7 protein-coding genes are annotated in these 15,693 nt (G+C 39.2%); all 7 read left to right on the forward strand.

Annotated features, from left to right (window positions below; translation table 11 throughout):
- Positions 1-178 precede the first annotated feature (178 nt).
- The 7 genes from D1013_RS18345 (at position 179) to xylA (ending at position 15,634) form a co-directional block, all read left to right on the forward strand.
- Positions 179-3,241: a SusC/RagA family TonB-linked outer membrane protein gene (locus D1013_RS18345; RefSeq protein ID WP_121850212.1), complete on the forward strand. Its 3,063-nt coding sequence runs from the start codon at positions 179-181 to the stop codon at positions 3,239-3,241.
- A gap of 11 nt (positions 3,242-3,252) precedes the next feature.
- The gene (locus tag D1013_RS18350) at positions 3,253-4,845 is read left to right on the forward strand and encodes a RagB/SusD family nutrient uptake outer membrane protein (RefSeq protein WP_121850213.1); all 1,593 of its coding nucleotides are present in this window, start codon (positions 3,253-3,255) and stop codon (positions 4,843-4,845) included.
- 195 nt (positions 4,846-5,040) lie between these two features.
- The gene (locus D1013_RS18355; protein WP_121850214.1) at positions 5,041-8,394 is read left to right on the forward strand and encodes a VCBS repeat-containing protein; all 3,354 of its coding nucleotides are present in this window, start codon (positions 5,041-5,043) and stop codon (positions 8,392-8,394) included.
- Positions 8,391-11,657 carry a VCBS repeat-containing protein gene (locus tag D1013_RS18360; protein WP_121850215.1) on the forward strand — a complete coding sequence of 1,089 codons (3,267 nt, stop codon included), beginning with the start codon at positions 8,391-8,393 and terminating at the stop codon, positions 11,655-11,657. Before D1013_RS18355 ends, D1013_RS18360 begins: the two co-directional genes overlap by 4 nt.
- A gap of 19 nt (positions 11,658-11,676) precedes the next feature.
- Positions 11,677-12,567 (forward strand): GyrI-like domain-containing protein, encoded by an 891-nt coding sequence (locus D1013_RS18365; protein ID WP_162987946.1) that lies wholly within the window; start codon positions 11,677-11,679, stop codon positions 12,565-12,567.
- A gap of 169 nt (positions 12,568-12,736) precedes the next feature.
- Complete coding sequence (locus tag D1013_RS18370; RefSeq protein ID WP_121850217.1) at positions 12,737-14,224, forward strand: xylulokinase; 1,488 nt, start codon at positions 12,737-12,739, stop codon at positions 14,222-14,224.
- 84 nt (positions 14,225-14,308) lie between these two features.
- Positions 14,309-15,634 (forward strand): xylose isomerase, encoded by a 1,326-nt coding sequence (xylA, locus tag D1013_RS18375; RefSeq protein WP_121850218.1) that lies wholly within the window; start codon positions 14,309-14,311, stop codon positions 15,632-15,634.
- Positions 15,635-15,693 lie beyond the last annotated feature (59 nt).

Below are 15,693 nucleotides of genomic sequence, written 5' to 3' on the forward strand. Positions count from 1 at the left end.
TTTAAATAAGACTTAACCAGAATGTCTGCGATTTATTGGTCTTAAGGTAAATTTGAAAAAGTTATTAACACGAAACCGTTTTCGATACCTCATTTTATTCAAAGACCTTTCATTAACTAACTTTTTACATATTTTTAACCTTTGAATATAAACAAAACTCAACTTAAAACATTTCTTTATGAGAATCACTTTTTTAAGAAACTTGCTAATGCTTGGGGCTTTTTTATGCTTAGGCTTTATGCAAGCGCAAGAAGTTTCTGGTACCGTTTCCGATGCCAGTGGCCCCTTACCTGGAGCCAGTGTTATCGTGAAAGGAACCACTAACGGTTCGCAAACCGACTTTGATGGAAATTACAGTCTATCAGATGTACCAAGTGACGGAACACTCGTTATCAGCTATATTGGTTACGCCACCCAAGAAGTAGCAGTCAATGGCCAAACTACAATAGACATTACGCTTCAAGAAGATGCTCAAGCTTTGGAAGAGGTTGTTATTATTGGTTATGGCTCAACTACGGTTAAAGATGCTACTGGTTCAGTTGCCTCGGTAACCTCAGAAGATTTCAACAAAGGTGTCATCTCTTCGCCAGAACAATTGATTCAAGGTAAGACAGCCGGTGTACAGATTTCTCAATCGAGTGGAGAGCCAGGTGCCGGTATATCTTTGAGAATTAGAGGTACTGGTTCTGTTCGAGGTAACAACAGTCCTTTATTTGTGATAGATGGAGTGCCTGTATCGAATGAGAATGTTTCTGCTTCAGGTGCTGATGTAGGGGTTGGAACCAGCGGATCTAAAAACCCGTTGAATTTCTTAAACCCAAATGATATTGAGAGCATGAGTATCTTAAAAGATGCATCGGCGACTGCCATTTATGGTTCTAGGGGGGCCAACGGTGTTGTTGTTATCACTACTAAATCAGGAAAAGGCGGGTCTCAGGGCCAATGGAATTTCTCCACCAACCTGAATGTTGCGGAGACAGCCAATAGATATGATCTATTAACTACAGAAGAGTTCATCGATGCAGGTGGTGCCAATTTAGGTGGATCTACCGACTGGCAAGATTATATCTTTAGAACTTCTGCCTCTATTGATAATAATTTGGCTTATTCAAAAAATTATGGCACTGGAAATGTTCGAGCGACTTTCGGCTATTCCAAACAATTTGGTGTCATAGAAGACACTGACTTAGAGCGTATAACTGGAAGAATCAACGTAAATCAAAGATTTTTTAAAGATAAGCTTAGAGTAGGCTTTCAAGGAACGATATCCAGAATCAATGACAATGTACCTTTTGTTAGTAGAACTTCTGGTAGCACAGGTGATTTATTAGCCGCAGCTTATTACTCAAACCCGACCTTGGCCGCGAATCCTAACGCTAGCGCTAGTCCTGATAGAAACCCCGCCAACTTGCTGGCTTATTACGAAGATTTGACCAATACTAACAGGTATCTTGGAAACATTTCTTTTGACTACTCTTTTACCGACGAACTTTCAGCAAAACTGAATCTAGGTATTGACAAATCTGATTCTTACAGAGGTCAGGTTGCCGGACCTCAAATTTTGGCATTGGAAAATGGCGCCATGAACAATGGTAGAGCCGCAGTCAGTAACTTAGATACCCAGAATAAATTACTAGAACTTACTGTTAACTACAAGAAGCAGTTTGAAAATTCTAACCTAGATGCCCTTGTAGGTTATTCATTCCAAGATTTTAACAGAAATGGTCAGAACATTGTTGGTCAAGGTTATGGCAGTAGCGATTTAAATAGAATTCTAAGAACAACTTCTCAGGCATACGACGATACTAAATACTTCGCAACAGATTACCAAGGGTATGGAATCGGAACTTTTGCAGATGTGCCCGAAGATGGAGCGTTATTTAGAATCTTGAACTTGTTCCCAACTCCGAATGTCACTACCCGAGGCGTACCGGGCATACCGGTTGATGCTTTAGCCGTAGACACTTTTGACTATACTGATGAATTACAGTCATTCTTTGGAAGAATTAATTATTCCATTTTTGATAAATATTTGATTACTGCCACTTTCAGAGCTGATGGTTCTTCTAAGTTCGGTGAAAACAATAAATACGGTCTATTTCCATCAGCAGCTTTTGCATGGAAATTGAATCAAGAAGATTTTATAAACGAAGAGACTTTTTCTACACTAAAACTTAGGGTAAGTTGGGGTATTACAGGTAACCAAGATGGTTTAGGTCACGGTAGCTATCTTAACAGAACCAGATGGAGCCAACTTGGCATTAACGCTGGGTCTCAAGTTAATGCACCGGCCACCTCCGAGATTGCATTTGCTAACCCTGATTTGAAATGGGAAGAAACAACCCAATATGCTTTTGGTATCGATTTTGGTTTCGGGGCTGACCGATTTACCGGTAATATCGATTTGTATAGAAAGGAAACTCGAGACATTCTCTTGAATTTACCAGCAGTACAACCCGCGACTTCGCCTTTCGTGTTCCAAAATGTTGACGGAATCATACTTAACCAAGGAATTGAACTTGGGTTAGATTATGATATTGTTCAAGGTGAAGATTTCAACTGGAATGCAAGTTTCAATGTGGCATATAACCAAAATAAACTTACTGATTATGCCGGGCCAGATATTCAAGCTGGAAATCTTTACGGACAAGGTCTAACAGGAACAGTTTCTCAAATATTGACAAACGACAAACCTCTTTTCACTTATTATTTGAGAGAAGTTGACGAAAATTATAATGTCGCAACAGACCCGACCATACAAGATGAATCCGGTCTGCCAAAGGTTACATCTGGTCTATCTACCGGTGCTTCATATAAAAACTGGGACGCTTCTTTATTTTTCAGTGGTCAATTTGGCTTCTATGTATACAACAATACGGCCAACGCTCTTTTCGCATCACCTCAAATCGGTAGTAGAAACAACTTGAAAAGTGTTATTGACGAAGGCATTACATTGTCTGCAACGAACCCAAGCACTTACTTCCTAGAGAAAGGTGATTTCGTAAGGTTGCAAAGCGCCTCTGTTTCTTATAACGTTCCCTTGGAAGAAGATGGTCTATTTAAAACAATGCGTTTAAGCTTAAACGGACAAAACTTGTTTTTAATTACCGATTACAGTGGTCTTGATCCTGAGGTAAGCACAACCAATATTCCTTCCAACGGACTACCATCTGCCTCTATAGATTATTTGGCGTACCCTCGACCAAGAACTTATAGCCTAGGCATTAATGTTACTTTTTAAAAAAATTGATCATGAAAAAAATATCTAAATATTTAAGTTTATCAGTCTTGGTCTCCGTAGCATTCTCATGTAGCGATCTGGAGATTGAGCCGACAGATTCATTGATTACCGATGGTTTTGCAGGTGTAGCAAACATTGAAGGCGAAGTAAACAATCTCGCCAACATTGTTGCCGGAGGGCAGTTAGGAAATCAAGAAGGCCTTTTCGCGCTAAACGAAGTATCAACTGACGAATATATTGTACCGACCAGAGGTACCGACTGGGGAGATAATGGACGATGGCTATCTATACACAGACAGACTTGGAACCAAGAGCTTTCAGATATTGTAGTTCCATGGCAACAGCTCAATAGCGTCACCATTAATGCAACTAGAATCATCAATGACAAAAGTACTGTTACAGCTAATGGAGACATCGCAGTACAAAAAGCGCAAGCAAGATTTTACAGGGCATGGGCAATGCATTGGATACTTGACATGTGGAGACAGGTACCATATAGAGACGTAGATCTTCCGAATAGCTCAATCCCGAGCGTACTTACAGGACAGGTCGCTCTTGATAGCATAACAGCCGATTTGACAGCAGCTTTACAAGATTTACCTGAAGTTAATGCAGGCGACCCTATCGGAATGAAATCGTTACCAACTAAAGCCTCCGCTAATCTTTTATTGGCTAAAGTATATTTAAACAAACATGTATATCTTGACGGTTCGCCCCAAGATGCAGATATGCAGATGGTAATAGATGCCGTTGACAATATTTCAGATGAGGGTTACACTTTAGCTGCTTCAGGCGATTTCTTTGATATCTTCAGACCTAGCAACGATGTTGAAACCATATGGTGGACTCAGGCCGATGCAGGATCTAGAATTTGGCACACCTTACATTACAATCAGAATTTTCCCGGTTCAAATGATGGTGGAGGATGGAACGGGTTCACCACTTTGGCAGAATTTTATGACCTATTCGAAGGCCCAGCGGACACCAACTACCCTGGTGACGGTCAGGAAGAACGACGAGGGGTTGTTCACGACCCAAGCACTGCCAACGCAGACAACCTAGGTATAGGTCTCGGCTTCTTGATAGGTCAACAATACGAACAAGATGGTACTCCTCTGAATGCCCGTGACAATGTAGGCGGAATTCCTTTGGTATTTACCAGAGAGACCGAAAAGCCAGAATATACAGCTCCTGGCGATAATGATGCTTTAGAAACCTCAGGTATTAGAATGTTAAAATACCACCCGAATGAAGAAGGAGGGGACAGAAGAACGCACGTTGTTAAATACAGGTATGCCGATGCTTACTTAATGAAGGCTGAAGCTATGTTTAGAATGGGCGAAGACGTTACGGCAATGATTAACGAATTAAGAACTATAAGAGGTGCCAGTCAACTTTCGTCAGTTGGAGAAGCTGATTTGTTAGCCGAAAGAGGTAGAGAACTTTATCAAGAATCTGTTAGAAGACAAGATTTGATCAGGTTCGGACAGTACCTGCGTGCTTGGAACCTTAAAGAGGCCGGCGATGCTCATTTAGAGATATTTCCAATACCCAACTCTGATATTTTAGCTAATCCTAATCTTGTTCAGAATCCAGGTTATTAATATCTCATTTTAAAGCTTTAATAAGGTCGCACATGTGCGACCTTATTTTTTTAGTCAACACTCTACACAAAGCTATTTTTAACAGACCGTAAGGCTTTAAGCCAAGGATTATTTACCATAGTTTGGCTATCTTGCGCGGTATTCATTTATGAATAACAACTCATTTAAAAGTCTCTCAATTTGAACGCAAAAAACATGTATTTCACAAAATACTTTTTACAGTTTTTGCTCATTTCATTTCTCATAATATCTTGCAAAACTGATTCTAAAGATTCCATCGAAAAAAAGGAGTCATCAAGCCTAAAATTATTTTCATTATTAAGTTCAGAGGAAACAGGAATAGAATTTTCTAATGATATTGAGAATCAACGCAATTTCAACATTTTCAAATACAGAAATTTCTATAACGGTGGAGGAGTCGCCATTGGAGACATCAACAATGATGGCCTACCTGACATTTATATGACCGCCAATATGGGCCCAAATAAACTTTTTCTCAACAAAGGTGATTTTCAATTTGAAGACATCTCGGAAAAAGCCGGAATTACGGGAAATAAACCTTGGTCAACGGGGGTGGTAATGGCCGATATTAATGCCGATGGCCTTTTAGATATTTATGTGAGTAATGCCGGTAATATGGAAGGGAATAACCATGACAATGACCTTTATATAAATAATGGTGACCTTACCTTTTCAGAGAAGGCAGAAGAATATAACTTGGCCAAGACAGGCTTTTCTACGCACGCGTCATTCTTCGACTACGATAAAGATGGTGACCTTGACGCGTACATTCTCAACAACAGTAACATTCCGGTAACTAGCCTCGGTTATGCCGAACAAAGAGATGTTCGCGCCCAAGACTGGGAAGGAGTTCCTGAGATATTCAGGGGTGTAGGAGATATGTTGCTTAGAAACGATAATGGTAAATTCGTCGATGTGAGCGAAGAAGCTGGTATTTATGGTAGCTTAATCGGTTTCGGTCTTGGGGTGATGGTCAGTGATATAAACGGCGACCTCTACCCCGATATTTATATTTCCAATGATTTTTATGAACGTGATTACCTATATATAAATCAGAAAGACGGCACTTTTAAAGAAGAAATAAAAGACTGGACCTCTCATCTTTCCCTATCAGCAATGGGTATTGATATGGCCGATATTAATAATGATGGTAACGCAGATATATACATTACCGACATGTTGCCGGAACACGACCAAAGAACAAAATCTGTTATGGAGTTTGAGGGTTATAACGTATTTAACCTAAAACAGAGTAAAGATTTTTACCAACAATATATTCAAAACACCCTTCAGCTTAACAATGGCAATGGCACTTTCTCAGAAATTGCCTACCATAGTGGTGTGGCAAAAACAGACTGGAGTTGGGCAGGCTTGATTTTTGATATGGACAATGATGGTTTAAGGGACATTTTTGTGACCAACGGAATCAATCACGACCTCACTGATTTAGATTTTGTTGACTTTTTTGCCAATGAAATAATTCAAAAAATGGCGTTGACGGGTAAAAAAGAGTCTATCGATACCATCATCAACAAAATGCCTGTTTCTCCCCTACCCAATTACGCATTCAAAAATAAAGGCAATATAACCTTTGAAAACGCCACTGTAGATTGGGGTTTTGATATTCCCAGTAAATCTAATGGTGTAGCCTATGGCGATTTAGACAACGATGGTGACTTAGATATGGTCGTTAACAATGTGAACATGCCAGCTTTTGTATATAGAAACAATTCAGAAAAATTAACGAACAATAATTATATCAAATTGAAGTTTGATGGAGAAAAGCCAAACTCTTTCGCTATTGGGGCCAGTGTAAAAATGTACTATGATAACAATATTGTTTTCCAAGAATTGATTCCCTCCAGGGGTTTTCAATCTTCAATGGATTATGTGATGACCATAGGCTTGGGTAAAACATCGGCAATAGATTCGCTACGTGTAATATGGCCCGATAATAGCACACAAAAATTATCGAACATTAAAGTAAATCAGCTGATTGAGCTTAAACAATCTAACGCCAAAGACATTTACAACCCAAAAAAGAAAACGAATACCAATACCCTGTTTACCGAGGTTCAGCAATCAAAACTTCAATCACATCAAGAAAACACCTATCAAGATTTTGATTATGAAGGCCTAATCTCAAAACTCATCTCACAAGAAGGGCCAACAATATCTGTTGCCGATATTAATGCAGATGGAAATGAAGATATATTTGTTGGTGGTGCAAAAAATCAGGCGGCATCACTATATATTCACCAAGGGAACGGTAAATTGAAGAGAACGAATCAGAATGACATCGATAAAGATTCAAATTTTGAAGATACGGCCTCGGCTTTCTTTGATGTTGACTCTGACGGAGACCTTGATTTAATGGTCGGCTCAGGTGGCAATCAAATCAATGAAGAGAACACTTACAGCCTTCGCTTATATAAAAATAATGGTGACGGAAAATTCAGTAAATCAAATGCCAACCTCCCTTCAAACTTCACGAATATTTCCGTAATAGAGCCCTACGATTTTGATCAAGATGGTGATATCGATGTATTTGTCGGGTCAAGAAGCGTGGTAGGCACTTACGGGGTCAACCCTAAGCATCTATTTTTAGAAAACCAAGGTGACGGAAACTTTGTAGATGCGACTGAAAAACTCGCATTCGACCTAAAAGATGCGGGTATGGTTACTGATGCTCGTTGGGAAGACATAGACGGTGATGGCAAAAAAGACCTGATTACAGTTGCAGATTGGGGCAGTCCTCAAATATTCAAGAATTCTGGAAGAAGGCTTGCCAAACTACCCTCTTCTCTTGATAGCTTGAAAGGATGGTGGAACACAGTTGAGACAGCAGATTTGGATAATGATGGTGATTTTGACTTAATTCTCGGAAACCAAGGCACTAATGTACCTTATTCCGCCACTCCATCAAACCCCATGAAATTATGGATAAATGACTACGACAATAACGGAACCCTAGAACAAATTGTGAGTCGTAATTATGATGGCAATGACTATCCACTACATCAACAGAAAGAGCTAACCCGCCAAATAAGCTCTCTAAAAAAGCAGAACCTTAAGGCTTCTGAATATGCAAAGAAAACGGTTTCAGAGCTTTTTCCTGAATCAGTTTTTGAAAACACCATCGTAAAAGAGGCCAATACAATGTATTCAATCATTGCCCTTAACGATGGAAAAGGTTCTTTTGAAATAAAAAATCTACCAAGTAGGGTGCAATTATCATGTGTGTGTGGCATAAGCTGTATGGATGTTAATAATGACGGAAATGTAGATTTGGTCATGGGGGGTAATAACTACGAATTTAAGCCTCAGTATTCTAGGCTTGATGCGAGTTACGGTAATGTCTTGATAAACGATGGCAACCTTAACTTCGACTGGGTAGATTTCGCCAAAAGCGGATTTTTTGTAAAGGGTGAGATTAAACATCTACTTCCTTTTAAGGACAAAAGTGGCAAAAGGTATTTAATTGCCGGAATCAACAATAGTGAACCAAAGATTTTTACATTGCAATGAAGAAATCTATTTTACTACTTTCCGTCATAATTACATCGCTATTCGGTTGTAACAGTAAAGAGGGCGAACTGTTTGTCAATCCAAATCCCGAAGAAACAGGGTTACAGTTTACCAATACCCTGACAGAGTCGAATGACCTAAATATTCTTGAATACCTTTACTTCTATAATGGGGGCGGCGTAGCGGTAGGCGATATTAATAATGATAACCTACCCGATGTTTACTTCTCCGGCAATCAAGTCAAAAACAAGCTATTTCTAAATAAAGGGAATTTAAATTTCGAAGATATTACTGAAAGTTCTGGAGCGCAAGGAAGCAGTGATTGGAACACCGGTTCAGTAATGGGCGATATTAATGGCGATGGCCTTCTTGATATTTATGTTTGCGCCGTAGTAGGTCTTCAAGGTTTGAACGGCCATAACGAACTTTACATCAATAATGGACCCTCATCTAATGGAGATATTACCTTTACCGAAAGTTCAGCCAAATATGGTCTAGACTTTGACTCTTTTAGTTCTTCCGCCGCCTTTTTAGATTTTGACCTTGACGGTGATCTAGATATCTATTTACTAAATCATGCTGTTCATACCCAAGAATCTTATGGTCATGCCGATTTGAGAGAAAAAAGAAATTTTCAAACCGGTGATAAACTACTTAGAAACGATGGCGATGTTTTTACAGATGTTAGCGAAGAGGCAGGTATTTATGGTGGTGCGAACGGCTATGGCCTTGGGGTTTCGATTTCCGATTTCAACCAAGATGGTTGGCCAGATATTTATGTAGGAAACGATTTTCATGAAGACGATTATTATTACATCAATAATGGCGATGGCACTTTTACCGAAAGTCTAAAAAAATTCTTCGGACACACCTCTAGATTCTCGATGGGCAACGATGTCACCGATATCAATAACGACGGTAGGCCCGATATACTTTCCTTGGATATGTTACCGGAGGATGAGAAGGTACTTAAATCTTCACAGGGAGATGTGCAGCCTCAAATAATGAAATTACAGACCAAAGATTTCGGTTATCATTACCAATATAGCAGAAATATGATGCACCTTAACAGAGGGGGTCATTTTTCAGAAATTGGCTTGCAATCTGGTCTGGCAGCTACCGATTGGAGCTGGAGCGCACTTTTTGCCGATTATGATCAAGATGGCCAACAAGATGTATTTATATCTACCGGTATACCAAAACGACCCAACGACCTAGACTACATCAATTTTGTCTCATCAGAACAAATTAAGTCTAAAATAAACAACACTAATTTAATGGATCGCCAAGCATTGGATTCAATGCCATCGGGGCTAACTCATAATTATGTTTTCAAAGGTGGTTCCAATCTTGATTTCACTGATAAATCGGGTATTTGGAGTAAGAAGGACACCCTAATCAGCGGGGCCACCGCAATTGGCGATTTTGATAACGACGGTGATATTGACCTAGTGGTCAATAATATAAACCAGCCTGCCACACTTTATATCAATAAGACTGACGAAAGTTCGAATCATATAAAGCTTAGGCTTACGTTTAATGATAAAAACCCTTATGGTATTGGAACAAAAGTCTACTCGTATCATAAAGGAAATCTTCAGTTCAAGGAACTTTATACGGTTCGAGGTTTTCAATCATCTTCCGAACCCTTAATTCATTTCGGGTACGGACAAGAAAAGAAAATTGATTCGTTAAAGATTGTTTGGCCTGACATGACTTTTCAAGTTTTGAAAGATATCAATGTCAATCAAACACTAGAGATTATACCTACTGAAACAAGACCCTTCCAGTATAAAAGTCTAAATAGTGAACAACCTCCTCTCTTCACCAAGCTCAGCAACAATTTAGGAATAGACTTTAATCATATCGAAGATAATTATTCCGATTTCAATCGACAGAAACTGATTCCCTATCAATTCTCAGACAGAGGGCCGGCTACAGCTATTGGCGATTTAAACTCCGACGGCAAGGAAGACATCTTCTTTGGCGGCTCTAAACACATTGCTTCTAAAATCTATATTGCTAAAGACTCCACTTATGTTGAAAGGAAGTTCAAATCAGTTGCGCAAGACTCGATAAAAGAAGATGTAAGTGCCGTAATTGCCGATTTTAACAATGATGGTTTTAATGATTTATTTATTGGTTCGGGGGGTGCCGACTTTTTTAACAAACTCAAACCTTTACTAGATTCTTATTACACAGGTAAAGACTCCGTCTTAGCTAAAAACGATTTACCTGAATATTATGAAAATGCTTCGGTTACTATTGCTCATGACGTAGACAACGACGGAGACCTTGATCTTTTTGTAGGAAATCAAATAGTCACTAACGACTTTGGTAAAAATCCTGCCTCCTATCTCTTAATAAATGAAAACGGTCAATTTACAATTAAAGCAAATTCAGATTTAAGCAACTTAGGTATGGTTACCGATGCGGTTTGGGATGATTTTACTGGTGATGGCCAAAAAGACCTTATAGTTGTCGGAGAATGGATGCAGCCTACTTTTTTTGAAAACAATAATGGAAATCTCAAAAAAGTGTCGTTGCCTTTAGAAAATAAGATAAATGGGTTATGGCAAACAATCATACCTTTTGATATTGATGATGATGGCGATACAGATTACCTTTTAGGCAACTGGGGAACTAACAGTAAATTCAAAGCCGAAGCAGGGTCGCCCATGCGTATATATTATGGTGACTTTGACAAAAACGGACAGACTGAAACGGTCACGGCAATTCAGAAAGATGGCAAATATTTTCCTCTTGAGGGACTCGACGGTCTTTCATCACAAATTGTTAGCCTTAGAAAAAAGTTCTTAAACTATTCAAGTTTTGCCGGTAAATCTATAGATGAGATTTTCGAAAAAAATGTTCTGGAACAAACTACCCTTCTAGAGGTTCAGGAATTAAGGTCTGGATATTTAGAAAATAAAGATGGCAAATTCTCTTTTGTACCATTCGCGAACGAACTTCAAACTTCTCCAATTACATCTTTCTTGAGTTATGATTTTGATGGAGATGGAAGAAAAGATGTACTTGCAGCAGGAAACTATTTTGGTGTTAAACCATATCATGGCCGATTTGATTCTTTTCCTGGTGCTTTGATAAAAAATAGTGAAACTTATGTTCTAGGAAACGAACTAGGGCTTGACTTTACTCAAAAAGCTGTAAGACATCTCAATATCATTCGCTTTAATAACGAAGATTACCTCTTGGCCACTATCAATAATGATTCGGCTCAAGTGTACAAATTAAATCGATAACAAAATTTCAAGTTCCCGTATGTTAAGAAAAATACTTTTTGGCATATCTATCGCATTATTATCATTTCTCGTGTGGCAGGTTTTCTTAAAACCTCAAGATTACTTGGCATCATTTCAAATCAATACTTCTGTTGGAACGGTCAACCAAGTCATCAAATCGTGGCATCAATCTTTAGAAAATTCAAAAACCATAAAAGATGACAACTTAAATCGTTTTGAGCATCAAATCACATTTAATGACAGCGTTTTTACGTACAAGTGGGAAATTGAAAAATTGAATGACTCGATTTCAAAGATATATGCGCGTATATCCGATGAGGAAAATGGTTTTAAGCAAAGGTTACTCTCCCCTTTCTTCGATACAGATTTTGAAAAGCGATCCAAAAAAACCGTTTACGATTTATACGACCGCCTCTCAGATCATCTTGAAAAATTCAAGGTAACCTACAAGGGTCTGGACTCTATTCCCGAAACCTATTGTGCCTATATACCCATCAAAAGTACCCAATCTCAAAAGGCCTCTAAAATGATGAAGTACTACCCTGTTCTTGACAATTTCGCTTTGGATAAGCGTATAAAAAGTAATGGGTTACCTTTCATTGAAGTTCTCGATTGGAATAAAAAAACAGACTCGATAACTTTTAACTTTTGTTATCCTATCAAAAAAATCGATTCCCTACCGGATCACGACCTTATTAAATACAAATTCAGAAAAGCTACAAAAGCTCTCCATGCTACTTATAATGGCAATTATATTACCTCTGATAGAGCTTGGTATGTTTTGTTGGAAAAAGCGAACTCACAAAAAATTAGTGTTCGAGAAAACCCCTTAGAAATCTTTTTCACCAATCCTAATATGGGCGGTACCGAACTTAATTGGGTGGCCGAAATCTATATGCCCATAAAGTGATTTTACCTTTGACTTACTCTTATTTGATTTTTCTTCCTGCCTTTTGGCTTCTCAGAATAGTACGCTTCCAAATTATCCAGAAATGCAACATAGTTAACACTAAATAACACATTTCTTACTTGTAACAAACAGCCTAAAACGATATCTTACTGCCTGCAAAATTTGAACGATGTATTCGATAGGATATGATATTGGCAGTTCTTCCATTAAGGCTGCTTTGATAGATACCAACTCCGGTAAAAGTGTAGCCGTTATTAGCGAACCCTCGGTTGAAATGGGCATGATAGCCCATAAGAATGGATGGGCAGAACAACACCCCAATGATTGGTGGCAACATGTTTGTACCGCTACCAAACGTTTAATCAATGAAAACGGTATTGACCCAAGCCAAATAACCGGTGTGGGTATTTCTTATCAAATGCACGGCCTGGTAGTAGTTGATCAAAACGGCGAACCTTTAAGAGAATCTATAATATGGTGTGACAGCAGAGCGGTACCCATTGGTCAGAAAGCCTTTGATGAATTAGGCAATGAAAAATGTTCTGAGCATTTACTTAATTCCCCGGCCAACTTTACCGCATCAAAATTGAAATGGGTAAAAGAGAACGAACCGGAAAACTATAAAAGAATTCATAAGTTCATGCTTCCCGGTGATTATGTGGCCTACAAGTTAAGTGATAAAATGGCAACCACTATCTCCGGACTTTCCGAAGGGATTTTCTGGGATTTTAAAAGCAACAGTGTTGCCGATTGGTTACTCGAACATTATGGTTTTGCAGAAGAACTTATCCCTGAAGTCGTAGGTACATTTTCCGACCAAGGAAGGGTATCAACCGCTGGAGCCGAAGAATCCGGTTTGGCCGAAGGCACACCCATACTATACAGGGCTGGTGACCAACCTAACAACGCCCTATCATTAAATGTATTCAAGCCGGGCGAAGTGGCCGCTACAGGAGGTACTTCCGGTGTCATGTATGCAATCACCGACAGCCTTTCGGTAAAAGAAAGTGCACGGGTGAACAATTTCGCACATGTAAATTATACGGTCGACAAGGCAAGAATAGGCAAAATGGCCTGTATCAACGGCGCAGGTATTATGTACCGTTGGTTAATGAACAATTTAAAAGTAACCTCATACGATGAGATGAACGAACTAGCCGAATCGGTGCCCATTGGATCTAATGGTGTAACCATTCATCCCTTCGGCAACGGAGCTGAACGTGTTCTTAATAATAAGACATTGGGCACAAAAATGGCCAATATCAATCTGAACAATCATACCAAGGCCCATTTGTGCCGTGCTGCTTTAGAAGGTATTGCTTTCTCATTCGTTTACGGTATGGAAATCATGAAATCGGATGGTATCGAGCCACAGGTCGTAAGGGCAGGAAATGATAATCTTTTTAGGTCAGAGATATTTTCGAATACAATATCAACATTAATCGGTCAAGACATAGAAATTTACAATACCACGGGCGCCATAGGGGCAGCCAGGGCCTGTGAACTAAATAAGGGTGATTTTGAAACCTTTGGCAAAAGAATAATCGATAATGATTTTGTCATGAGTTTTAAACCCTCTACTCAAAAAGAGGCCTATAAAAAAGCTTACGATAAATGGAAGGCAGAACTTGAAAACATGTTGGCTATCACCAATTGATAATAGCCGATATTTTCAATATCCCTTCCGAAAATCAAAATATAAACTCTAATAAAAACAACTTCAACTATTAATTTTTAAACAATGGCATTACTAGGAGATAAGGAATATTTTAAAGGAATAGGAGAAATTAAGTTTGAGGGAAAAGACTCTGACAATCCCTTGGCTTATAAATGGTACAACCCCAATCAGGTGGTGGCAGGTAAAACAATGCGCGAGCATTTCAAATTTGCTATTGCTTATTGGCACACCTTCTGCGGACAGGGTGCAGACCCGTTCGGCCCAGGTACGCAAAACTTTCCGTGGGATGCCCCTTCAGACGCCGTAGAAGCTGCTAAAGCCAAGGCAGATGCCGCTTTTGAGTTCATTACAAAAATGGGTGTGGATTATTTTTGCTTCCATGATTTCGATTTAATACAGGAAGCAGACACTTTTGCAGAATCTGAAAAGAGGTTGGCCACTATAGTCGATTACATTAAAGGAAAGCAAAAAGAATCGGGCGTTAAACTATTGTGGGGTACAGCTAATTGCTTTTCAAACCCACGATACATGAACGGAGCTTCCACTAACCCTGACTTCAATGTTTTGGCAAGAGCCGGCGGACAGATAAAGTTAGCCTTGGATGCTACCATTGAGCTTGGTGGCGAAAATTACGTTTTCTGGGGAGGTCGTGAAGGTTACATGTCTCTTTTGAACACCGATGTTAAGAGAGAACTTGACCACATGGGCAAATTTTTAGGAATGGCACGTGATTATGCCAGAAGCCAAGGTTTTAAGGGTAATTTCTTCATTGAGCCTAAGCCTATGGAGCCTATGAAGCACCAATACGACTTCGACTCGGCTACAGTAGTGGGCTTTTTGAACGAACACGGTCTTCAAGACGATTTTAAACTGAACTTGGAGTTCAATCATGCTACCTTGGCCAATCACACCATGCAACATGAAATGGAAATAGCGGCCGCTCACGGCATGTTAGGAAGTTTAGATGCCAACAGAGGTGATTATCAAAATGGATGGGATACCGACCAATTCCCTAATAACATCACAGAAGTTACCGAAGCTATGATCACTTTCTTAAAGGCAGGTGGCTTACAAGGTGGTGGTATCAACTTTGATGCTAAGATCAGAAGAAATTCTACAGATATGGATGACGTTTTCCATGCTCATATAGGCGGTATGGATACGTTTGCCAGAGCTTTGGTGACTGCAGACAAAATCATTACCTCATCTCAATATGATGCCCTTCGCACCAAAAGATATAGCTCTTTTGATACCGGAAAAGGGAAAGACTTTGAAGAGGATAAGCTAACTTTCAAAGACTTATATGATATTGCCCATGAAAATGGAGAGCTTGAACTTCAGAGCGGCAAACAAGAATTATTCGAGAATATTATTAGTCAATACATTTAGTATTCTCGCTTCCAATAAAAAGAGCCCGCTTCACAGCGGGCTTTATTTTTTTACAATAA

This window comes from Euzebyella marina (assembly GCF_003687485.1).
GTDB lineage: Bacteria > Bacteroidota > Bacteroidia > Flavobacteriales > Flavobacteriaceae > Euzebyella > Euzebyella marina.